Below are 21,243 nucleotides of genomic sequence, written 5' to 3'. Positions count from 1 at the left end.
CAATTATCTATACGGATTGGTATTGCCTATTCGCACCACGGTTGAACAACGCCACCGTTTTGGTGCATCAAAATATAAATCAGTTTCTTTCTGCAACCTGTGAATCTGTTGCTTTTTCTATATTTATCAATGTCTTGAATTTTTGGCACGTTGGCTGCTAAACAAACCGTGCAACAGCAAAGTTGCCGTATTAGGCAGCAAGTGCGACACGCGTGCTGTGGCACCGTGTAAAGCACAACATTAACCATAGTGTGAATAAGAAAAATTATTAGGAATCAGTGGAGAGCAGTAAGGAAGCTCCATCTTCTCCGGCATTTATGGCAAATGATTATAACAATAATAAAAGATGGTTTTTTAAGCTAAAGCTTTATATTAACCTCCCTTTAAGATGAGGTGTGTGAGCGGGAATTCCTGACTTACCGACAACAACTTGATGCGTTAGTAATGACTCCGATGTTACTAACACGGCAACGAAGCCCACCATGCTAGACAGTGAAATGTCGATAGCTGGTGGGTTTTTTTTTGGCTACGAGGAACACGTATGACTGAGTTAAAGACAATATCACTATTTAAACGCTTAAGAACAGCGAGTGCGAGCGTTTGTGCTGCACTTGTCGTTTCTGTAGCTACGTTTTCAACTTCTGTTTCCGCACAAACGACCGCGCTAGGTTGGCCTGAGAAAGAGGAACTGAAGTTTGGGTTTATTAAGCTGACGGATATGGCTCCGCTTGCGGTGGCGTATGAAAAAGGCTTTTTTGAAGATGAAGGACTATACGTTACGTTGGAAGCGCAAGCTAATTGGAAAGTGTTGCTTGACCGCGTGATTGACGGTCAACTGGATGGCGCTCACATGTTAGCAGGTCAGCCATTGGGTGCGACTATCGGCTTTGGTACAGAATCCCATATTGTGACTGCTTTTAGTATGGACCTTAACGGTAACGGTATTACCGTATCAAACGAAATTTGGGAGAAAATGAAGGCCCATATACCTCAGGAAAACGGAAAGCCCGTACATCCAATTAAAGCTGACTATTTAAAACCCGTGATTGACGAATACCGCAGTGCTGGGAAATCTTTCAATATGGGTATGGTATTTCCCGTGTCTACGCATAACTACGAGTTACGTTATTGGCTAGCAGCAGGTGGCATTCATCCGGGTTACTACGCACCGCATAAAGGTGATACTGCGGGTCAAATCGATGCGCAAGCGCTGCTGTCGGTCACACCGCCTCCGCAAATGCCAGCGACGATGGAGGCAGGGACTATCTATGGCTACTGTGTCGGCGAGCCATGGAACCAACAGGCGGTATTTAAAGGTATAGGCGTCCCGGTGATCACCGATTACGAAATCTGGAAAAATAACCCTGAAAAAGTATTTGGCGTAAGCCAAGGCTGGGCTGAAAAATACCCTAATACCCACATCCGTGTCGTTAAAGCATTAATTCGTGCAGCAATGTGGCTGGACGAAAACAACAACGCTAACCGTCCTGAAGCGGTAAAAATACTTGCTAAAAGCAACTATGTCGGTGCGGATGAAGACGTACTGGCTAATAGCATGACCGGCACTTTTGAATATGAAAAGGGCGACAAGCGTGAAGTCCCTGATTTCAACGTATTCTTCCGCTACAACGCCACGTACCCCTACTACAGTGATGCGATTTGGTATCTCACTCAAATGCGTCGCTGGGGCCAAATTTCAGAAGCAAAGTCTGATGACTGGTACAAAGAAACCGCGAAAAAAGTCTACAAACCAGAAGTCTATGCTCAAGCTGCTAAAGCACTTATCGCCGAGGGCAAAGCTCAAGCATCCGATTTCCCTGAGTTTGGAACAGAGACAGGCTATAAGCCACCTCAAAGTGAATTTATTGATGGCGTGACGTTTGATGGAAGTAAACCTAACGCTTATTTAGAGCAATTTGACATTGGTCTTAAGGGCGACACTGTACTGTAAGTGTCTCGTAGAATCGCCCCGTCGTTTTTGATGAAGGCGGGGTACTCACAATGCGTTAATGCATATTAAGTGTCAGGAGCAAGCAATGAGCAAGATGACAACCATTCTTCGCCTTCCATCATCGCCGTCAAACGCCAGCTCTGTGTTGAGTCGTTTATATCAATCCATGCCTGCGTTATTGCTGCCTGTAATCGGCTTGCTGATGTTTTTAGCCTTTTGGAATGGCGTTGCAAAAAGTATCGACACGTCGTTAGGGCAATTTCCGGGGCCTGCACAAGTTTTTGAGCAAGCCGGTGTCTTGATTGACGAGCATAATGCTCAACGTGAAAAGGCAGATGCGTTCTACCAGCGTCAGGAAGAGAGAAATGCCGCGCGTTCGGCACAGGACCCAACGTATCAGCCAAAGATCAGAGAGTTTACCGGTGCACCCACGTTCTTTGATCAAATTTGGACAAGCCTTTACACCGTTATGGTTGGCTTTTTTATCGCATCGGTAGTGGCGGTCCCTGTAGGTATTGTATGTGGGTTAAGCAAATCGGCATACACAGCGATAAACCCGCTTATTCAATTGTTTAAACCCGTTTCGCCGTTAGCATGGTTGCCGCTAGTTACTATGGTAGTCAGCGCGCTTTATGTCAGCGAGGACCCAGCCTTTTCAAAGTCTTTCATCACTTCTGCCTTCACCGTGTCACTTTGCTGCTTGTGGCCAACGCTTATCAACACCGCAGTAGGTGTTTCAAATATAGACAAAGATCTAATCAACGTGAGTAAAGTGTTGCGCCTTACTCCTTTTGCACACCTAACAAAGATAGTACTGCCGTCTTCCATTCCTATGATTTTTACTGGGCTTCGATTGTCGCTTGGCATTGGCTGGATGGTACTTATCGCTGCCGAAATGCTTGCTCAAAACCCAGGCTTAGGAAAGTTTGTGTGGGATGAGTTTCAAAACGGCAGTTCAGAGTCGTTAGCCAGAATCATGGTTGCAGTGCTTACTATTGGGGCAATTGGTTTTGTTTTGGACCGTTTAATGTTATCGATTCAGCGCGCGGTAAGCTGGGATAAGTCGAGCGTATTACGCTAAGTTTGAGGAGAAATTTATGCACACTAAACACTTAGAGTTAGAGCAGGTAGGTATCGACTTCCCAACACCGAAGGGGCCATTTACTGCGCTTCAAGATGTGAACCTTAAAATCAGTAAAGGTGAATTTGTGTCGCTGATTGGCCATTCGGGCTGCGGCAAATCGACGGTATTAAATATTATCGCGGGTTTGCATCAGGCTACTTCTGGTGGCGTAATCTTAGACGGTGCTGAAGTAAAGCAACCGGGGCCTGAGCGCGCCGTAGTATTTCAAAATCACTCATTACTGCCTTGGCTTACTGTTTATAAAAATGTTGAGCTGGCCGTTAAATCGACCATGCGGGGCAAGAGCAAAAGTGAAATGCGCGATTGGATTATGCATAACTTAGAACTTGTGCACATGACCCACGCCCTCGACAAACTGCCCAGTGAGATCTCTGGGGGGATGAAACAGCGAGTGGGCATTGCCCGTGCGCTGGCTATGGAGCCTAAAGTGTTATTGATGGATGAACCGTTCGGTGCGCTAGACGCATTGACGCGTGCTCACCTTCAAGACTCGCTTATGGAAATTCATGCTGATTTAGGTAACACCGTCATAATGATTACCCACGACGTGGATGAGGCAGTCTTGCTATCTGATCGCATTGTTATGATGAACAATGGCCCTGCAGCCACCATTGGCGAAATTTTAGATATTGAATTACCTCGCCCGCGAGACAGGTTGGCACTTGCGGACAATAAACACTACAACCACTACCGACATGAGGTATTAACTTTCTTATACGACAAGCAGAAGAAGGTTGAAACCGTTACTTCTCGCGCTAATAGCGCGTCTTCAAAATCCAGCGGGGTGTCATCTGAAAAAAAAGACGCTAAGAAATCAGATGCTGCCTAACACTATCGGCATCTGAGAAGGGCGGTAGCTTCACCGCCCACAGCCCATAACTTTTACTTTTCAACCGGCATTTTAATGCTGGCTGGGTAAGTGTTGACTAATTAAAAATCAAAATCGATAGGGAATACACATGAACACGTTACAAAAACTAAGCATTAATATGCTGGCGGCATCTGTTATGACAGTGTTAGGCGGCAACGCAATGGCGGCTGACATTCACGCCGCCCTGAGCGACTCAAAAGCATGGGCTGACCTGAATTTGCGCTATGAGTCGGTAGAGCAAGACAATGCATTAAAAGATGCAAGCGCACTGACCCTACGTACGCGTTTAGGGTTTAGCTCGGGTAGTGTAAATGGGTTCTCATTTACCGCCGAGGTTGAAGATAGCCGCATTGTACTCGGGCAGGATGAATTTACCGTTGGGCCTACAGGCTTTAATGTAGGTGAATATTCCGTGATCGCGGACCCTGAAACCACCGAAGTTGACCAAGCATTTATTCAATATAAAACGGATGATTTCACGGCTAGAGTAGGACGCCAAGTTATTGCGCTAGATGACCACCGATTTGTAGGTCACGTTGGCTGGAGGCAAGACCGTCAGACCTTCGACGCTGTCAGTGCTAAATATGCGGCAACGGACAATCTAGCGCTTTTCTACAGCTATCTGTACAAGCGCAACCGTATTTTTGCAGAAGCTGCCGATTTAGATTCAAAAGACCATATCCTTCACGCAACCTATACATCTAAGATGGGTAAATTTGTCGCCTATGCCTATTTGTTAGAAGTCGATAACGATACAGACAATGCGCTCGATACTTATGGTGTGAGTTATGATGGGAAGATGAACGGCGATAGCGTTAGCTGGGCTTATGGTGGTGAATTGGCTACTCAATCCAGCGAAACTGGCGTGGGAGAAACTGCTATTGACTTCGATGCATCTTATGTAAATGCATACCTAGCAGCCACGTTCTCTGGCGTAACGGCGAAAGTTGATTACGAAATATTGGGCTCTGACGATGGGCAGTACGGTTTTGCAACGCCCCTCGCTACCCTGCACAAATTCAACGGTTGGACCGATCAGTTTTTGGGTACGCCAGCGCAGGGCTTAAAGGACCTCAAGTTTTCACTGTCTGGTGCGTTAGCCGGTGGTAAATGGTTATTGGCCTACCATGACTTTACGGCTGACGATAGCAGCAATGGCGTCAGCGATTTAGGTAGTGAGATTAATGTGCAATATACCAAGAAATTTGCAGGTAAATACGATTTCGGTATTAAGTACGGTACTTACGATGCGGGTGATATAAAAGTGGATACCAACAGTTTCTGGATGTGGGTTGGCACGCGCTTTTAATCGCTGGGCGTGTCGATTTATAGATACCGTTTAGCCTACTAGCTACACCAAACATGGGGTGGCTGAGTCGTTATTGACTTAGCCAACCTTTTTCAACGGCTATATCTAGCTGCAGCATAACGTAGTCCCATAGGGCTGGTGCGCAAGATTTCAAATGGGCATTACGCTTTTCAATTTTCTCTCTCGCGATTGAATGGCGTTTCCAGCTTCCTCCATTGTCTTTCATGTTTTGGAAAACAGGGAGCACTCGGTCCATGGCTTTGGCAAATTCCGCATCTGCACTTTCCGCTGCTTCAAACTCAAGCCACAACTCGAGCATTTCATTTCCGAGTGGAGTAGGTAGCAAACCAAAAATCCGCTTGGCGGCAGCAAGCTCTTTCTCTGCTTGTACGTTATGGTCGGCTTGGTGATTGAAAGCAAACATATCGCCAGCGTCGATTTCTACAATATCGTGAATCAGGATCATGCGAATGACCCGAGCAACATCAATAGGTTTGACCGCATATTCACTTAACAGATTTGCCATCAATGCAACGTGCCAGCTGTGCTCAGCAGAGTTTTCTTGACGATAATTATCGCAGGAAAGGGTGATCTGGCGCTTTACCGCTTTTAATTGGTCAAGTTCACAGATGAAATCAGCAAGGTCGCTTACTGCATACATTCGGGGGCTCCTAGGCGTGAAAATGGGCGCCTGAGCGCCCATTTTATAATGTAAGGTATAACGTAAAAACCACTGTCTAGAGGCTATTACTTCTGTTCAGACAACCACACAATTAAATCAGCAATGTCGTCAAATGACATATCGGCAGTAAATGTTGGCTGATATTTACCATTGATGATGAAGCTTGGCACACCCGTTAGGTGTTCACGGTACTCATCAATTTGCTGTTGGTTCTTGCGCAGCATGCTGTTTACGCCAAAGCTATTGGCCATTTTATCGAACTCTTCACCGTCTACGCCGTTTACAACGAAGATGTTACGAAGGTCTTTCAGACTGGTTATTGATGCGCGCTGCTTGTGGATATAGTTAAAAATAGCACCGTTCATTGCATCTTCTTGCTTCATCGCACGAGCGATAAGCATGGCCTTAGTGGCATCGTCTTGAACTTCTGGGCCGGTAAAACGCATGAAGTTTACGTGAACTTTATTAAACTTAGTGCCGTCGCTTTTCTTTTCTTTGATTTGCGCAACGATAGGTTCAAACTGGAAGCAGTGCGGGCACCAAAAAGAGAAGTACTCAGTAATGACTGGTTTCTCTGTAGCTTCTTTATCAAGTACTTTATAGTGCGTCCCTTCTTTCCATTTGGACGCTGGCTCTTGGGCACAGGCCGTTAATGGCAAAAGCATTGCCATGACAAACATTACTGCAAACTTTTTCATGGAATATGATCCTATGTTTAAAACGGTTATTCGGTGTTGAGATTATCACAGCATTGGTCGCTTAACTAGGCTCTGTTGTTCTTCAAACCGCTATACGCGATAAGCTCACCGAAAAACGGGATTCAAAACCCCGTCAGTGTCAAAGTGATGAGATTACACTGAGTCCAGATTCAAGGCGATAAGCTGTGGTTACCCATACTAAGTCTATGAGAATTAGGCTGAATCAAAGATGAACCAGATTTCTGAGCAGTTCATGCTATGAGCAAAGTGAATAGACCATAAAAAGGCCATATCTTGCGATATAGCCTGTGTACTTTGCGTAAATATGGCGTTTACTGCATGGTATAGTTAACAGACAATAGCGCTCGTCGTTCTTGCCCTGCATAGCCCACGATATCTTCATAGTCGGTATCAAAAACATTATCGACTTTCAGCGAAACCCGCCACTTGGCATCAAGCTGATAGCCAAGATTGACAGTCGCGAGCGTATAGGCAGAGAGCGCTAGCGTTTGTGATGGAGCAGGAAACGGTGGGAAGAAGGTATCGAAATGCGTGCCTGTATAGGCAAGCTTCGTATATAAGCTAAACTTCTCAGTGCCAAAGTCTGTCGCATAAGTCAGTGAACCTTGATGGCGTGCACGGCGAAGCTCTGTCGTGGTAATGCCATTGTCAGTTTGTTCTGCGTCTAAGTAGCTGTAAGCCGCAGTAATGTCACCATAGTCACTGCTCCAGTTTACCTCTACGTCTACACCTTCACGGATGCTTTCGCCATTTATATTATCAGCACTGAATGCACCGAGGTCTGAAACGAAAATGAAACCGTTGATCTCATCTTCTAAGTCTGCGCGATAGGCACTGATCTGCCCAGTTATCGTTTTCCAGTTTGCTTTAACACCCACTTCCCATTCTTCACTTTTTTCAGGCACTAAGTTTGGATTACCAATAAAACTGGCAGGGAAAAAGCCAAAGCGTTCTGTAAAGGTAGGCGTTTTAACCGCTCTTCCATAGCTTGTAAATAAAGCGTAGTAGTTATTGACCTGCCAGTTTAGTCCAGCGCGATAGCTAACGGCATTATCAAACTCGCTGTTGTTATCATATCTGGCGCTTAACGTGGTAGTTAACGATTTCGTTAATTGACCGCTAGACTCTGCAAAAACGCTGTAGGTATTATCGTGCTGCTTTTGATTGGGATCGCCAAAGTTAATAGGACCGCGCTGGTTAAACAGTCGTTGAAGGTACTCAACACCTCCAGCAAAATTCCAGTTTTCAATGGTGTAAAAACTTGTCCAATTTAACTCAATACGCTCTCCCGTTGTACCGCCTGCGTCAGCGCCTGACTCGGAATTGTCGTTTTCGTCTTTTCGGTAATGTGCACTTAAAGTTGAACGGTAGTAAGAATTTTGAGGGGTAAAATCCCAGCGTAACTTCGCACTAAGCTGAGAGCCATCGGTGACATTATCGGTGTCCGTTGGTAGTCCTGTAGTGACAAAATCAGTGCCGTCATAGTCGTTTTCGTAAAAAACCGAGCGTAGGTTTGTTATTAACGTATGCTCAGAAGAAACCGCGTAATTGAGATTGAGACCCGCCGTCATATTATCGTAGCCGTCATCTTCACTGCCAACGCGAGACACGTTGTCGCCATCGGTTTTGATGTAGCTAGCGTACGCTGACACACCTACATTTTCACTTTGCGAACGGGCATTCATCCCGCCGTGCAAAGTACCTTGGTTTCCAGTTGCCGCAGTAAAATCGACGTGAGACTCGTTCGTACTAAATTGGCCAGACTTAGTTGTGATACTAAGCACACCACCTATAGCACCACTGCCCCAACGTGCACTTTGAGGGCCGCGAAGCAGTTCAATGCGCACCACATTAGCGCTAGTTAGGTGGGCTAGGTCAACAAGACTGCCTTGACCTATATCATTAGAAACAACCCCATCAATTAGGATAAGCAGGTGATTGGTTTCGCTTCCACGAACCCGCAACTCAGTTAAGCCGCCCGGACTGCCTGACTGCGCTAAGCTGACGCCCGGCAAACCGCGGATAAGATCAGTAAGCTGCAGTGCTCCTGACGCTTTAATATCACGTTCGGTAAGCACTGAAACGGAGCCAGGAAGCTTGGTTAGCGATATGGGCAATCGTGTGCCTGTAACCGTTAATGTTTCAATATCTTGGTCTAAGGTTTGGGTAAAAGCAGACGTGCTTAAGCACGAGAGAACAGCAGCACTAATCGCGGCTTTATTAAAATATGTACGCATGGTTTTTATATTATCTTTGATGTACTCCGCCCGAGCACATGTTTAAGGGAAGTGTTCTATCTACTGCTTTTAAGATTAAAAACGTAAACGACACCATGAAGCACAGGCCGGTATCCGGGCTCACTCACCGGCACGTTGAAAGTGCCAGCTCTTTTGCCTTCCCATCATTTAGCGCGTGTTGGCGCAATAATGCGCTTGCGTTTTTAAAAGACAGTGGCGTATGAAAAGAAAACGACATTGCGTTGAGTTTACCGTTGCGGGGGCAGCATCAGCGTTTCACTGATTTCCCGTTTAACCCTTGTCGCCGTCGTTAAACTGAGGGAGAAAGGGCACCTAAGCGGCGCTGATTATAAAGAAACTACAAAGGGATAGCGAATATGATTTATCACGTCTTTCCGTCTGTTAACTGGTATTAATCAATGTTTTGTAACGAATAATTGAGATTGGTAAAAAAGCCTCATTGAGCAGCAAAGCGGTGTGGGTGTTGTAAGAATGCCTATTGAACGACAATGAATAAAAAAATGAGACGAAGACGTCTCATCTTTTTCTAATAGCCTAGCTTTAATGGGGGTTCCTGTAGGGCTGACATTTGTTCTTTTAACGCAAGAATTTGACCTTCCCAGTACTTGTCTTCAGCAAACCATGGAAAAGCGCGAGGAAACGCTGGGTCTTTCCAACGTCTTGACAGCCACGCCATGTAATGGACCATTCGCATGGCGCGAAGGGGCTCGATAAGCACAAGTTGTGAGGTATCGAACGAATGAAATTCCTCGTAGGCTTCAACTAAGGTATCGAGCTGTAAGAGCTGCTGTTGACGGTCGCCACTTAGCATCATCCACAAATCTTGCACGGCTGGCCCCATACGGCAATCATCAAGGTCTACAAAGGTAGGCCCATCTCGCCACAAAATATTTCCCGGATGACAATCGCCGTGCAGACGAATCGATGATGTTGGCTTATAGGCGTCTTTGGTAGCGGAAATAACAGGATTTAAAATGGCAAAAAATGCGGTTTTTAAGTGATCAGGTAATAAGGTACTTTGCTCAAGCACTTGTCTTGGCTCGTCAAGGTAGCTCTCTATGTCAATAGATGGGCGAGAAGTGAATGTCTTAGCATGGGCTACACGATGAATGCGACCTATGAAACGTCCCATCCACTCAAGCTGATCAAGGTTGTCGTTTTCAAACTGTCTACCACCTACGGAAGGAAATAATGCAAAGCGATAGTCAGTCTCACCCACCTTGTGGTGATGCAACGTACGGCCGTTTAGGTTGATAGGTGCAGCTAACGGGATTTCATTGTCTATGAGCTCTTGAGCAAACTCATGCTCTTCATTAATTTGAGCATCGCTCCAGCGACCGGGACGATAGAATTTGGCGACGTAACGCATGCCATCTTCTGCAAGGAATTGGTAAACGCGGTTTTCATAACTATTGAGTGCTAACAAGCCACTTTGAAGAAAAATGCCCTGACTTTCCAGGGCATCGAGTATGGTATCTGGACTAAGCCCAGAGAAAGAAAAGTCTGTCATTGATAAAGGAACTTCGTTGGTTCATCAACCGTAACCGTTTCTCCATCAATTGTGGTGGTTACACTGATAAAAATATCGGTAACCGTATCTTCCAGATTATAGGCGTCTGTTGCAACTGAAATCGGCGTGCTGTAAACCGCGCCTCCGACAACCGTTACCGTTTGCTCGCCAATGTATTCATAATCAGGTAACCCTTTTACCGAAATCGTATAGGTTTGGGTTTGCTGCGTTTTATTCAAAACCTTAATGGTATATACATTTTCTATAAGGCCTTCATTAGTCTCACGATACAGCGAGTTTCTGTCCCGAATAATGTCGACCTCAGTGGGGCTTCGCGTCCAGATGTTGGCAACGAGCAGCCCTGTCATAACCAGAAGTACCACGAGATACCCCATCAATTTTGGACGAATGATGTGGGTCTTCCCCCCCGCCAGTTCTTCTTCAGAAGTGAAACTGATAAGCCCCTTAGGATACCCCATTTTATCCATAACGCCGTTACAGGCATCAACGCATGCGCCACAGTTAATACACTCATATTGTAGGCCATTGCGAATATCAATGCCGGTTGGACACACCTGGACGCACAAGTTGCAGTCAATACAATCGCCCAAACCTTTTTCCTGGACCTGCTCGTGACTAAGTTTACGTGGACGAGGGCCGCGACGCTCCCCTCGCTTCGCATTGTAAGAAACCGTGAAGGTGTCTTTATCGAACATAGCAGATTGAAAACGTGCGTAAGGGCAAATATGTGTACACATAATTTCCCTCATGTACCCTGCGTTTCCATATGTACACACTGCGAAAAAGATAACGGAAAAACCAGCCCAGAAGCTGGTGTTAAATGTTGCGAAGTCAATAAAAAGCGCACCAATTGGAGTAAAGTAGCCCACGAAGGTCAACGCTGTTAAAAGCGCGACCAATACCCATGCGGTATGCTTGGCGGTTTTTCGTAAAAACTTATCCATGTCCATTTTACGTGCATCAAGGGCAATGCGCTTGTTACGGGGCCCCTCAAACTTTTCTTCAAACCAAGTGTAGATATAAACCCACGTTGTTTGAGGGCACATAAAACCACACCAAACTCGTCCAGCGAAAGTTGTCACAAAGAAAAGGGCGAAGGCAGAAACAATGAATATGTAAGCCAAAAGCGTGAGATCTTGAGGCCACAAGGTAAGCGAGAAAATGGTAAACCGCTGTTCACCAATATCGAGCAGAACCGCTTGATGATCGTTGTACTGAATCCACGGAATTACGGCGAACAGGGCTAAAAAGAAGAGTCCGAAGAATCGTCTGAACGTCTCAAGCGGGCCTTGCACTGCACGTACATAGATGCGACTACGGGAGTCGTAGCGTTTGCCTTCAGTGCCCCCTTTGGGTTTATGTACCTTTACCGGCGTAACGGTCTTTACCGGTATTTGTTCATTCATAGCTTAACCTTATATGATGTAGCGAACTGCCTGCGCAGTATAACTGCGTTCACACCATCATCTTTAATATAGATCAACAATACGACGTATGGTGTATCTTTCTGAGGTTTCAGTCAATACTGAAACTTCAGAAAATTAATTTGGCGGGGTGCAATATCTCTGTGTTTTATGCGGACTGGTAAATACACACTATGATACTGCGTGTTTTTTGTCGCATAGCATACTTGAGTATAGTTCTCAGTATTTACAATTAAATGGTTATCACACTAATATCTTCAACATTGATATGGTCAATGACTGAGCGTATCGTGTACAGTGGGGCTTATTAAAATAGAAGTTGATAATATCTTACAGAAAGTCGGCGCTATTTGTCGTAAACGTTCATCGAAGTTAGCTGAGAAGTCATGTTAAGGTTCTTTATAATTGCCGCTGAGATCATTGTTCTTGTCATCGTCTTGCGATCTCCTTTTGTTCAGTATCTTTTTGCAGATATCCAAAATACAGTATCTGACTGGCTCATTTCTATTACCACCGTTGCCGAGCGTAAAGAGTTGGCGAATCTACGAGAAAAAATTGACGAGCAACTTAGCCCTCTCAAGCCTTATCAGCAAAGTTACATTCAGCAAATAACCGCTGATACAGCAAGCGTTAAACGGTTTTACAGTGACTACTGTGAAAAAGATGACATCAACCCTAATTTTGCGGGAACTAAACGCGCTCAACTTTGCCTAATCATCAAACAGTCGCCAGTTATGCAGGTCGCAGAACGAGACTAGTCTTTGCAAGCACATGAGTCCGCTCGAATCGTTAATGACTAAACTATTTCGTTAAGCTTGCTAAATTACGGTTTTAAAGACTGACTTTAGGAGCACAAAAGTGAATAAACTACGTACTTTTTCCTGTTTGAGCTGCGTCGCAGTCGGACTACTTGCTGTTTTAGCTCCCACACAAGCAGCAGAGGTTAACATCACATGGGAAGAACCAGAATCTTACAGTGATATTAGGCCCACCAATGAGTCACGCAAACGCTTTCGAGAGCGCACACTCGAAGAGCTAGAAAAGCACATTGTAAAACTCGCAGAAGCGTTGCCTGAATCGCAGGTGCTCTCCATGACCGTAACGAATGTCGACTTGGCTGGGCAAGTGTGGCCAAGTCAGTTTGTTGGCTTTGGGGCAGGGGCTGGAAATGATGTTCGTCTCATACAGCGAGTTGATATCCCGCGTATGACGTTCAGCTTCACGCTCTCAAACGCAGAAGGCCAAGTGGTCGTCAGCGGCGAAGAGGTGAAACTGAAAGACATGGATTTCATGGAGTCGAATATTCGTCGCAATCGCACAGATGCGCTAACGTATGAAAAGGCGATGCTAGACGAATGGTTTTCAGAGACTTTCACTACCGAAGTCGCCGCTACGCAATGATATAAATGAAACAAAGATGCACAGTCTTAAAATAAAAAGGTCACATTCAAAATGTGACCTTTTTTGTTTGTGAGGCCTATCCACTGTGGGCCAAAAATCCGTTACCGCATCGTTTTACAGATAGTCGAACTCATTGCCAGAAATGGCAAGGGTGCTTTCTGGACCTGCCTTATATGCGGCTTTGTGTGCATCGCGACGAACAAGTATGCGTTCCATGTAGAAGTCCCGTGTTTTCATTTTCGATGCTGCAAGCACGGCGTTTTCGCACTGCTGTGCTTTATCGGCCATGCTGTACCAAAGCACCCCAATGAGTGAGTATGCGCTGTAAGCAAGATAATCACAGGCTGCAGACGCCGCAGTGGTTGCATCCATACCTAGGCAATCAGCCGAAGAGGCGCGCCAGTCATCTAAAATTCCCTGAGCTAACTGTTTTGATTCACTGTCTTGGATGTCGTCTACCAAGGCATTAAATGCTTGATAGGTTGCTTCCATCATTTGGCCGCCATCACGGGTCAGTTTACGTCCTATAAGATCTAGAGCCTGAATGCCGTTAGTGCCTTCGTACAGCATAGCAATACGTACATCGCGCATTAACTGCTCCATGCCCCATTCGCGAATGAAACCATGGCCACCGAACACCTGAACGCCAAGGCTTGTGGTTTCAAGTCCCATGTCAGTCATAAACGCTTTACAAATTGGCGTTAGGAACTGAAGTATTTTTTCAGCGTCTTCTTTTTCTTGGCCTTCGGCGTGTTTTTCAACGTCCATAAATTTGGCGTAGAAAAGTGACAAGGCGCGGCAGCCTTCAATCAATGATTTCTGAGTGAGTAGCATGCGTGCGACATCGGGCTGGAATACGATAGGGTCGGCTTTTCCTTCTGGGTTTTGAATGCCTTGCGGCGCGCGAGACTGAACGCGCTCACGGGCATAAGTCAGGGCACCTTGATAGGAGGCCTCTGCGGCGCCTAAACCTTGTAAACCCACTTGGAAGCGTGCATCATTCATCATCGTAAACATGCAAGCTAAGCCCTGGTTCTCTTCGCCGACTAGATAGCCAGTCGCACCATCGAAATTCATCACGCACGTTGGGCTCGCCTTGATCCCCATTTTATGCTCAATGCTTCCCACAGACAGGCTGTTTGCTTCACCAGGTTCATGGTTTGCATCAGGTAAAAACTTAGGTACCAAGAACAAACTAATTCCTTTTACACCTTTTGGAGCGTCAGGTAAGCGCGCTAGCACAAGGTGAATAACGTTCGAACTCCAATCGTGATCGCCTGCGGTAATAAATATCTTGTTGCCAGTGACTTTATAGCTGCCGTCGCTTTGTGGCTCGGCTTTTGTGCTAAGCAAACTTAAGTCTGTTCCAGCGTGTGGTTCAGTCAGGTTCATCGTGCCTGTCCACTCTCCGCTGATAAGCTTAGCAAGATAGATATCTTTCAGGTCTTTACTGGCGTGCTTGGTTACTGCAAGGGTTGCACTCTCCGTAAGCATGGTCGTTAAACGCCAGCTTAAGTTTGCCGCATTAAGCATTTCGTGCACCGGCACAGCCATGGTGTAAGGTAGGTCTTGACCATCGTATTCCGCAGAACCCAACATAGCGTTCCAGCCATTAGCGACATACTCTTGGTAGGCATCAGCAAAGCCTTTAGGGGTTGTCACTTTGCCGTTTTCTAATTTACAACCCTCTTCGTCGCCTTCGCGGTTAAGAGGAGCAACAACGTCTAATGCAAACTTAGCACCTTGAGCGATAATTTCGTTGGCGAGTTCGCAATCAAAGTCGCTGATCCCAAGCTTTTCGTAATGAGCATCGAGTCCAAGCCAGTCTTTGAGTAAAAACTGAAAATCAGTTGTAGGGGCATGGTACAGAGGCATGGATGACTCCTTTTTCAAACAGGTGTTTTAATTTTGCCTATTATAGTCACAAAAAGCCTAGTCGTAATAGCCCGATAAAGGAAAGTTAATAATAAATTTGAGTGATAAACATGCGCTTTAGGCGATTGTGTATTGCTTTTGGTAAAAGCAATACACAATCACGAATCAAGATGGTTCAGTTTACTTGCTTTTCTTGTGCTCACTGGCATGCTTGACGTCATAGAAATCAAAGCAAGATTAAATGTGGTTCGCAACAATATGGCATTAGAAGATTTGGATAGTTCTCAACCAACTCACGGCGCTAAAAAAACAGGTGAGCGTGAAAAACGTCCGGTGTGTATCGTCACTGGGGGCAGTCTTGGCATTGGCTATGCGGTGTGCAAAGTGTTTAGTCAAAACGGCTACGACGTAGTTAATTTAGACATCAGAGACTTCGAGCAACCATTATTAAATTCCCTTTGGAAGCCTTGTGATGTCAGTGTAGTCAGTAATATTGAATTATCAATTCGCGAAGTGCTTGCTATGTATGGCCGTATCGATGCGCTGGTTTGTAACGCAGGAATACATGTTTCAGCCACCATTGAAGAGACTGACGAAGTGTTGCTTGATAAAGTCATTAACCTCAATATTAAAGGGGCATACGGTGCCATAAAATCTTGTTTGCCTACCATGAAAGCACAAGGCAGTGGTGCTATTGTTGTGATGGGGTCAGATCAGTCTTTTGTGGGTAAACGAAACTCTTTCGCGTATGGTCTGAGTAAAGGCGCGCTAGCATCTGTGGCTAAAACCACTGCACTTGATTACGCGAGTTACAATATTCGTGTAAACGCTGTGTGCCCTGGTACCATTGAAACGCCACTTTTCCACAACGCTATCGACAATTATGTCGCGCGCTCTGGCGCTAATAAGGACGAGGTCGTCGCAGAAGAAGCCGCCGCGCAACCTATTGGCCGCTTGGGCCAGCCAGAAGACGTAGCCGAACTGACTTATTTTCTATGCAGCAGCAAAGCGTCGTTCATCACGGGCAGCCTGTATGCGGTGGATGGGGGCTATACAACACAGTAGAAAGAGCGCATATAGAAAGGGCTCAATAAAAAAGTCACGCTGAATGGGCTATCAGCAATCGCATAAAATAAGGTTTGATAAAAAAATGAGCGAGCATTCAGTCTCTTGGATAGACCCTCATATACACTTTTTTGCCTTAGATGAAGGTGACTACAATTGGCTAAAACCTGCCAATGCCCCTTTTTGGCCGGACAAAAAAGCGATTGCAAAACACACCACAGAGCACACGCTCTACTGCGCTTCATTAGGACAACTAGAAGGTTTTGTTCACATTGAAGCGGGTTACGATAACGAAAGGCCGTGGCGTGAAATCGCTTTCTTGGAGCGACATTGTACGCTGCCATTTCGTTCGGTTGGGTGCATCGATTTAACGGGAAATAAAGTCGGCAGTCATATCGATAAGCTAAATAAGTACAACTCAGTACGTGGGCTTCGTCATATATTAGATGACGAAGCTGAAGCGCTTTTACGTACCCCTAAGGTTAAATGGGGGCTTCGTCATATGGCGTCGCAAGACTTTTCTTTTGATGCGCAGTTGAACCTTGCAGATAGCAATGCCGTTCGCGCGCTGCTTAACGTGTTAGAACAAACGCCTTCGTTAAAAGTGGCGATCAATCATGCCGCAATAGCGCCGATGGATGCAAATAGCCTTGGGTTTAAAACATGGCAGCAGAATATCCGTTATCTGAGTGAAACAGAGCAAGTTGCGTTTAAGTTTTCGGGTTTAGAGATGCAAGAACGCTGTTGGCAGTGGCAGCGTGCGTCTGCTATTTTTGAACGCTTATTGCACACCGTTGGCGCCGATCGAATGATGTTTGCCAGCAACTTCCCACTGTGCAAGTGGCGAATGCCGTATGCTGTGCTCTGGCGGGGGTTCGTTGCTATGACAACGTCGCTTTCTGAAACTCAAAAAGCGGCGCTGCTGTCTGTCAATGCTAAGCGATGGTACGACATCGCATAAAGCGAGCGTGGAATAGGGCGCGGAGCTCGCCTCGGGTTTATTGTCTTACAATAAACCCGTTAAGCTTCTACATTATTTAAGTGCAGTCACCGTCATGTGCGGCGAGCGATAAACCACTTCATCGTTTAGATCAATACCAATTCCCGGCGTGTCAGGCGCTTCAATAAAGCCGTTTACAGGCTGAGGGTCTTGAATACAAAGTTCACGGTTCCAGTCTTTAATTGCGTACGTATGATGTTCGTGAATCAAGAAGTTTGGAATGGCCGTTTCTAAATGTAGGCTTGCCGCTGTAGCAACTGGGCCGCCGCAAACGTGAGCCTGAATGCGTACATCGTAAATGTCAGCATAGTCACACACCTTTTTCGCTTCCGTGAAGCCACCACAAAGACCCACGTCAGGTTGAAGCACATCAATCGATTGGTCTTCAAGGTAGGGGCGAACATCCCAACGGTGATACAAACGCTCGCCGCCAGCAATGGGCACATTTACGTTTTTAGCGACCTTGTCGTGCAATTTTGAATTGAGATAATTTACCGGTTCTTCATAATATAAACAGCCGATTTCTTCCACAATATCACCGAGTTGAATAGCAGTGGATGCCCCTAATAAGCTATGGCATTCAAAGATAATATCACCATCTTCACCCATCGTGTCTCTAATGGCCTGAAGGCGGGCTTTGAAAAGTTTCAGCTCTGGTTTAGTAAATAGCTTGGTTCTGTCAAAGTGGGTATTCCCGTCTTTGTCATAAACGATGGGATCAACTTTTACCGCGTCATAACCATCTTTAAGGGCTTTTTCGGTTGCTCGGGCATAATCAGCTGGGTCATTAAGCTTAGTGACTTCTTTATCCCAGTCAAACTGAAGCTGACTGGCATAGCTGCGAAGTTTGCCATTGGTTTTACCGCCGAGTAACTCGTAAACTGGCAGACCAAGTGCTTTGCCCTTAATGTCCCAAAGCGCTGTGTCGATAGCGCTCATTGCCGCATAGATAACTGGGCCGCCGCCAAGACCCCAGAAGCCTTCGCGTAACATTCTCGACCAGAGTAGCTCGGTATGGAAAGGATTAAAGCCAATTAGCATAGCTTCAGCAATTTCTTTAATCATGTGAGCGGCGGCGCTATGACCCCAGTCGTATGCGAGACCGGCTTCTCCCACCCCTGTGATGCCCTCATCGGTATAGACACGCACAAAAACAGGGTTCCACTGAGGGCGCTTAGGGCATTCAATATCAAATATTTCTACTTTGGTAACTTTCATAGTGTTAAACAATTCCTGTTTAAAATTAGAGGGCGCACGACGGATGATGCTTTTCTACTGTCTCACTCCAGTCTAACGCGCTACAAGGTCATTATCGCGTTGAGAGGCGAATCGGTTTATTTTATTCGCAGAAGCTTGGGTCTAACCTATACGCTTTTCTTAACATCGCAGGCCACGCTTTTTGTCCACCGGTTTCACCGCTATGTACGATCTTTGCCTGTGCATAAATACCGTCGATAATAGTTTGAGGTATCTCTATGACTTCCTCATTAGACTGCATCAAGGCAAGTTGAATTTCGCAGGCTCGCTGTAAATCGTAAAAGCGCATAAAGGCATCACCAACGGTTGGACCGAGCGTTAGCCCCCCGTGATTGGGTAAAAGCATGTGATTAGTATCGCCAAGGTCGTCCTGTAGCCGTTTTTTCTCGTTCTCATCAACCGCTAAACCTTCATAGTCGTGATAAGACAATGAAGGTAAAGAGAACATGGAATACTGACTCCATGGCTTGAGTCCACCTTTTACAGAAGCTACTGAAATTGTAGCCAGCGTATGAAGGTGGATCACACACTGCGCATCGTGTCGCACTTCATGTATCGCGCTGTGAATTGTAAAACCGGCCGGGTTTATACCGTACGGCGTGTCATCTAAAATATTTCCTTCAAGGTCTACTTTGACCAAATTAGAGGCTGTGACTTCATCAAACCCAAGGCCAAATGCATTCACTAAATAATGGTCTGTTCCTGGGACTTTTGCAGAAATATGTGTGTATATGAGGTCTCCCCATCGCATGTCAGCCACTAGGCGATAGCAAGCGGCCAAATCCACACGCGTATTCCACTCCTGGTCAGATACTTTGCCTTTAAGGCTCAAGGTCGGCAGTGAAAACAAGCCAATTCTCCTTTGTCAAAAGTGTCATCAATTTATCAATACCTTCAATAATGAACAATGCTTTGTCAGTTCGGGTTTATAACGAATTGGGTATAGCCATCGCGTAACGGAATAAGCTCGTCGGCAAAACGCATTGATTTTTCATCAATAGAAAAAGGATCGACCTTAACGAGCCTTTTTACTTCTACCTTCGCCCAAGGTGGTGCATCAAAGGCGTCAGGGAGTTGATCTATGCCCGCTTCAAGCGCGCAGCCGAATAAGGCTAAGCCACTTTTTGTCGTTGTTAAGTATTGCGATACCTCTACATTAAAACCGGTCTCTTCCCAGGTTTCCCTGTGCGCTGTGCAGGCCAGCGTTTCATTATCTCCTTGCCCGCCACCAGGAAAATCAAGCTTATTCGATAAGCGGTGTTTTATCAGTAGCACTTTCCCATTTACTTTGATTAAACACGCAGCGGCGGTGGACACGGATGGATTATTTTGTAGTAAAACGTCCAATTTGGCTGAAAGTTCATCAGAAACACGACACACCGGTGCGCTAGGTACTGATCCAGAGCAGGAGAAAAGCGTTAAAACAGCGAATAAAGCTGATAAGTGAAAAAAGTTGCACATTGATTTGGGTAGAATACGGTAATGTTTGTTAAAGGTTGTTGAAATATCAACGTCAATAAAGCCACAAACTCTACGCAAAAAATAAAATAAAACAACAATAACGCGGTACACGAATTAACGTAAAGCGGCGCTTACTGCACGTGTAAGCGATTTTTGTGTGCTTGAGTACCCATTGACCGAAATTAATGATCAATAGTCTGTTCGATGGGACGCTTTTACCTATAGGAAAGGTTATGTCTTCACGATTTTCTTTATCGCCACTACTTATCGGTGTGGTGTTGTTCGCTGGTGTTGTGGTGTACTTAAATATTTCAGAAGAACAAAGCGTTAATCAGAGCGGTCCGCGAGCAACGCCGGTTAATAGCGCGCTTATTTCCTCGCAAGCGTTTCCTATCACGATAGAGTCTCTTGGGACTGCGATTGCCAACGAATCAGTCAATATCACTGCTCAAGTTACCGACACGGTAAAAGTTATCAATTTTGAAGATGGCGATGAGGTGAAAAAAGGCGAGGTGCTTATACAGCTCAATGACACAGAAGAGCGCGCGCGAGTCGAAGAATTACGGGCAAATATAGACGAGGCCAAGCGCCAATTTACACGGATTGCCGACTTACGCCAGTCAAACGCCACTTCCGAACAGCTTCTCGATGAGCAACAGGCGCGTGTAAAAGCCCTTGAGGCGCAGTTAGACATTGCGTTAGCCCAGCTTGATGACATGCAAATTCGTGCGCCTTTCAGTGGGCTTTTAGGTAATCGAGAAATCAGCATAGGCTCACTGGTTCAGCCTGGCGATACCATTACATCACTGGATGATATCAGCGTCATCAAGGTTGACTTTAATATCGCTGAGAATCACCTGGCGAGCGTTGCGAAAGGGCAGACACTTACCGCGTCTTCAGTGGCCTACCCAGATAAAACGTTCAACGGAACAATTACAAATATCGATACTCGTCTTGACCCAATTAGCCGCTCTATCCGAGTAAGAGCGACATTAGACAATAAAGACAAGCGCTTACGGCCGGGGATGTTGCTGACCGTCGTGGTTGAAAAACGGGTCTTAAATACGCTAGTGCTACCCGAAAAAGCATTGGTACCGGTACAAGACAAACAGTTCGTTTACGTTATTAAAGACAATGTAGCCCATCAAACGGAAGTTGAAATCGGTGAGCGCCGTCCTGGTTTGGTTCAAATAGTCAGTGGTTTAAGCGAAGGGGATGAAGTCATCACCGAGGGAACACTTCGCGTGCGAGACCAATCTCCGGTCAACGTACTTAACCGCTAGGGAGCTTAGTGC

18 protein-coding genes and 1 riboswitch are annotated in these 21,243 nt (G+C 45.8%); of the genes, 9 read left to right on the top strand and 9 right to left on the bottom strand.

Features of this window, described 5'->3' with window-relative positions; genetic code table 11:
* The first annotated feature begins 541 nt into the window (after positions 1–541).
* The 4 genes from GVO63_RS04005 to GVO63_RS03990 all read left to right on the top strand — a co-directional run bounded on the left by GVO63_RS04005 (position 542) and on the right by GVO63_RS03990 (position 5,275).
* Positions 542–1,951, top strand: a complete 1,410-nt coding sequence (locus tag GVO63_RS04005) for a CmpA/NrtA family ABC transporter substrate-binding protein (protein ID WP_159490292.1) — start codon at positions 542–544, stop codon at positions 1,949–1,951.
* Between the two features lie 166 nt (positions 1,952–2,117).
* The gene (locus tag GVO63_RS04000; protein ID WP_236552051.1) at positions 2,118–3,032 is read left to right on the top strand and encodes an ABC transporter permease; all 915 of its coding nucleotides are present in this window, start codon (positions 2,118–2,120) and stop codon (positions 3,030–3,032) included.
* 16 nt (positions 3,033–3,048) lie between these two features.
* A complete protein-coding gene (locus GVO63_RS03995; RefSeq protein WP_159490294.1) occupies positions 3,049–3,924 on the top strand; it encodes an ABC transporter ATP-binding protein in 876 nt (291 codons plus the stop codon).
* A gap of 130 nt (positions 3,925–4,054) precedes the next feature.
* Positions 4,055–5,275 (top strand): alginate export family protein, encoded by a 1,221-nt coding sequence (locus tag GVO63_RS03990; protein WP_159578200.1) that lies wholly within the window; start codon positions 4,055–4,057, stop codon positions 5,273–5,275.
* 70 nt (positions 5,276–5,345) lie between these two features.
* Here the strand turns inward: GVO63_RS03990 and GVO63_RS03985 are convergent, their stop codons facing one another.
* From GVO63_RS03985 to ccoG, 5 genes are all read right to left on the bottom strand, one after another.
* Positions 5,346–5,936 (bottom strand): HD family hydrolase, encoded by a 591-nt coding sequence (locus GVO63_RS03985; protein ID WP_159578199.1) that lies wholly within the window; start codon positions 5,934–5,936, stop codon positions 5,346–5,348.
* Positions 5,937–6,022: 86 nt separating this feature from the next.
* Entirely contained in the window at positions 6,023–6,655 is a 633-nt protein-coding gene (locus GVO63_RS03980; RefSeq protein WP_159490300.1) for a thiol:disulfide interchange protein DsbA/DsbL, read from the bottom strand.
* A gap of 332 nt (positions 6,656–6,987) precedes the next feature.
* Entirely contained in the window at positions 6,988–8,913 is a 1,926-nt protein-coding gene (locus GVO63_RS03975) for a TonB-dependent siderophore receptor (protein WP_159578198.1), read from the bottom strand.
* A gap of 87 nt (positions 8,914–9,000) precedes the next feature.
* A riboswitch (cobalamin riboswitch) is annotated at positions 9,001–9,265 on the bottom strand.
* Between the two features lie 195 nt (positions 9,266–9,460).
* Entirely contained in the window at positions 9,461–10,444 is a 984-nt protein-coding gene (locus GVO63_RS03970; protein ID WP_159578197.1) for a serine/threonine protein kinase, read from the bottom strand.
* Positions 10,441–11,871: a cytochrome c oxidase accessory protein CcoG gene (ccoG, locus tag GVO63_RS03965; protein WP_159578196.1), complete on the bottom strand. Its 1,431-nt coding sequence runs from the start codon at positions 11,869–11,871 to the stop codon at positions 10,441–10,443. The genes GVO63_RS03970 and ccoG overlap by 4 nt, the downstream gene beginning before the upstream one ends.
* A 404-nt stretch (positions 11,872–12,275) precedes the next feature.
* On the opposite strand from ccoG, the gene GVO63_RS03960 reads away from it, so the two are divergent.
* Both GVO63_RS03960 and GVO63_RS03955 read left to right on the top strand, forming a co-directional pair.
* Positions 12,276–12,647 (top strand): hypothetical protein, encoded by a 372-nt coding sequence (locus GVO63_RS03960; RefSeq protein WP_159578195.1) that lies wholly within the window; start codon positions 12,276–12,278, stop codon positions 12,645–12,647.
* A 100-nt stretch (positions 12,648–12,747) separates the two neighbouring features.
* Positions 12,748–13,290, top strand: coding sequence for a DUF3016 domain-containing protein (locus GVO63_RS03955; protein ID WP_159578194.1), 543 nt, complete (start codon positions 12,748–12,750; stop codon positions 13,288–13,290).
* 114 nt (positions 13,291–13,404) lie between these two features.
* Here GVO63_RS03955 and GVO63_RS03950 read toward each other — a convergent pair whose 3' ends face one another.
* Positions 13,405–15,165, bottom strand: coding sequence for an acyl-CoA dehydrogenase family protein (locus GVO63_RS03950; RefSeq protein WP_159578193.1), 1,761 nt, complete (start codon positions 15,163–15,165; stop codon positions 13,405–13,407).
* A 243-nt stretch (positions 15,166–15,408) separates the two neighbouring features.
* On the opposite strand from GVO63_RS03950, the gene GVO63_RS03945 reads away from it, so the two are divergent.
* Positions 15,409–16,230: an SDR family NAD(P)-dependent oxidoreductase gene (locus GVO63_RS03945; RefSeq protein ID WP_236552050.1), complete on the top strand. Its 822-nt coding sequence runs from the start codon at positions 15,409–15,411 to the stop codon at positions 16,228–16,230.
* Positions 16,231–16,315: 85 nt separating this feature from the next.
* Complete coding sequence (locus tag GVO63_RS03940; RefSeq protein ID WP_159578192.1) at positions 16,316–17,191, top strand: amidohydrolase; 876 nt, start codon at positions 16,316–16,318, stop codon at positions 17,189–17,191.
* A 72-nt stretch (positions 17,192–17,263) separates the two neighbouring features.
* Here the strand turns inward: GVO63_RS03940 and GVO63_RS03935 are convergent, their stop codons facing one another.
* From GVO63_RS03935 to GVO63_RS03925, 3 genes are all read right to left on the bottom strand, one after another.
* A complete protein-coding gene (locus GVO63_RS03935) occupies positions 17,264–18,448 on the bottom strand; it encodes a mandelate racemase/muconate lactonizing enzyme family protein (protein WP_014975676.1) in 1,185 nt (394 codons plus the stop codon).
* Positions 18,449–18,569: 121 nt separating this feature from the next.
* Positions 18,570–19,337 carry a class II aldolase/adducin family protein gene (locus GVO63_RS03930; RefSeq protein WP_159490316.1) on the bottom strand — a complete coding sequence of 256 codons (768 nt, stop codon included), beginning with the start codon at positions 19,335–19,337 and terminating at the stop codon, positions 18,570–18,572.
* 65 nt (positions 19,338–19,402) lie between these two features.
* Positions 19,403–19,867 (bottom strand): NUDIX hydrolase, encoded by a 465-nt coding sequence (locus tag GVO63_RS03925; protein ID WP_236552049.1) that lies wholly within the window; start codon positions 19,865–19,867, stop codon positions 19,403–19,405.
* Positions 19,868–20,181: 314 nt separating this feature from the next.
* On the opposite strand from GVO63_RS03925, the gene GVO63_RS03920 reads away from it, so the two are divergent.
* Positions 20,182–21,231: an efflux RND transporter periplasmic adaptor subunit gene (locus GVO63_RS03920; RefSeq protein WP_159578190.1), complete on the top strand. Its 1,050-nt coding sequence runs from the start codon at positions 20,182–20,184 to the stop codon at positions 21,229–21,231.
* Positions 21,232–21,243 lie beyond the last annotated feature (12 nt).

This window comes from Alteromonas sp. KUL106, from assembly GCF_009811415.1.
Taxonomy (GTDB): domain Bacteria; phylum Pseudomonadota; class Gammaproteobacteria; order Enterobacterales; family Alteromonadaceae; genus Alteromonas.
The sequence above is the reverse complement of the archived record's forward strand: the minus strand, read 5'-3'. Positions and strand labels throughout refer to the sequence as shown.